The sequence below is a fragment of the Zongyangia acetica genome (assembly GCF_038739695.1).
Taxonomy (GTDB): Bacteria; Bacillota; Clostridia; order Oscillospirales; family Ruminococcaceae; genus Zongyangia; species Zongyangia gallinarum.
In genome coordinates this window covers 1-1,502 of the sequence record NZ_JBBEWN010000041.1, presented here as the reverse complement: position 1 = coordinate 1,502, position 1,502 = coordinate 1, and the positions used below count along the sequence as shown (strand labels likewise).

Below are 1,502 nucleotides of genomic sequence, written 5' to 3'. Positions count from 1 at the left end.
GACTATGAGGATCCGCACAAGCGGCTGATGGCTTACAATTGCGGGATAGGACGAGCCAAAGAACTATGGGAGGGTGGAGTCACCAGGACAAGCTACAGCGAAGAGGTGACAGAGAGGATGAAGGAATATGGAAGAGAAATATAGATTAACAGATGAAACCGTTGAATTTCTGGGAAGGACACTTCACAGGATAGAGGCTTTGAGAGATTTTACCACTTCCGATGGCGCGCTAGTGCGTGTAGGAGAAAAGGGCGGATGGGTGGAATCAGAAAATAATCTGTCTCATGCTGGCAATTGCTGGGTCTGCGATAACGCTCAGGTCTGCGGTAACGCTCTGGTCTGCGGTAACGCTTGGGTCTACGGTAACGCTCAGGTCTACGGTAACGCTTGGGTCTACGGTAACGCTCTGGTCTACGGTAACGCTCAGGTCTGCGGTAACGCTTGGGTCTGCGATAACGCTCAGGTCTACGGTAACGCTTGGGTCTGCGAACCATGGCACATCTTAGTTATTGGCCCGATAGGAAGCAGAGATGATTACACAACATTTTTTCGAGGAAAAGATGGGAAAATCTATGTAAAGTGTGGATGTTTTAGCGGAGATATCAAGGAGTTTACGGCAAAGGTAAAAGAAACCCACGGTAACAACCATCATGGGAAGATGTACAAATTAGCCATAGAAATGGCAAAAGAACAAATGAGGGGTGGCACGGATGCTTGAGATGATGTTCGCGCTGGGGGGGATGTTCTTCTTCGGAACGCTGGCGGGGTGGATCGCGGATCATCTGCCGGAGAGGCTAGCGGAGTGGCTCATCGTACATATAGGGAGAGCGAAGGATGAGGACAAAAAGATGTAGGAGAGACTGTCCTCACCGCCACCCGGCTTGCCAAGACCATTGCGAGATACTAAAGCGGCAAAACGAGGAAAGAAAGGAGAAGGAAAAATGGCTCAAAGAGCAGTTCAAGATGTCGGAATTGGACATATACCACCTCAAGAACCCGTCCTATGTCATGATGGGAAGAAAAAGAAAAGCGCCCTGAGGAGCGGCAACTCCCCAAAGGCGCACAAGTAAAAACTTTCAATATCATTGTAACGGAAAAAGGAGGAAAGGTCAATGGGAAATGAGAGCGTAAACATGATAAGCGCTGTGTTAGACAAGAAAATGGAGTCCTATGCGTATAAGCAGGAGAATTTTGTCGCTGAAAGAGAACTAACGGTGACAATTACCTTGGATGAATACAGGGAGCTTGTCTCACAGGCAGCGACTAAAAGACAGGATATCGAGAAAGCCAACAAGGATAAGTATGAGCGGGACAACGAGAACAAACGGCTCAAATCGGAAGTGGAAGAGCTGCGGGCAAAGCTGTACAAGATACAGCGCGATCAAACAGAAGGAGGATGCGGGAATGAAACTGTATGAGATAGCAGCGGAATACCAGGCGTTCCTGGACGCGGTGGAAGCGGGAGAAATCCCGGAGGAAGCAATTGGGGATACATTGGATGG

Annotated in this window: 3 protein-coding genes; all 3 read left to right on the top strand. The window is 48.8% G+C overall.

The features are described from left to right. The first annotated feature begins 199 nt into the window (after positions 1-199). The 3 genes from WGC32_RS14970 to WGC32_RS14960 all read left to right on the top strand — a co-directional run bounded on the left by WGC32_RS14970 (position 200) and on the right by WGC32_RS14960 (position 1,418). Entirely contained in the window at positions 200-718 is a 519-nt protein-coding gene (locus WGC32_RS14970) for a hypothetical protein (protein ID WP_342683069.1), read from the top strand. Next, positions 711-854, top strand: coding sequence for a hypothetical protein (locus tag WGC32_RS14965; RefSeq protein ID WP_342683066.1), 144 nt, complete (start codon positions 711-713; stop codon positions 852-854). Before WGC32_RS14970 ends, WGC32_RS14965 begins: the two co-directional genes overlap by 8 nt. A gap of 258 nt (positions 855-1,112) precedes the next feature. After that, positions 1,113-1,418, top strand: a complete 306-nt coding sequence (locus WGC32_RS14960; protein WP_342683065.1) for a hypothetical protein — start codon at positions 1,113-1,115, stop codon at positions 1,416-1,418. Positions 1,419-1,502 lie beyond the last annotated feature (84 nt).

What these genes read in the sequence shown, in the direction of transcription:
- WGC32_RS14965 (WP_342683066.1), top strand. Translation starts at nt 711, where the DNA reads ATGCTTGAGATGATGTTCGCGCTGGGGGGGATGTTCTTCTTCGGAACG.
- WGC32_RS14960 (WP_342683065.1), top strand. Translation starts at nt 1,113, where the DNA reads ATGGGAAATGAGAGCGTAAACATGATAAGCGCTGTGTTAGACAAGAAA.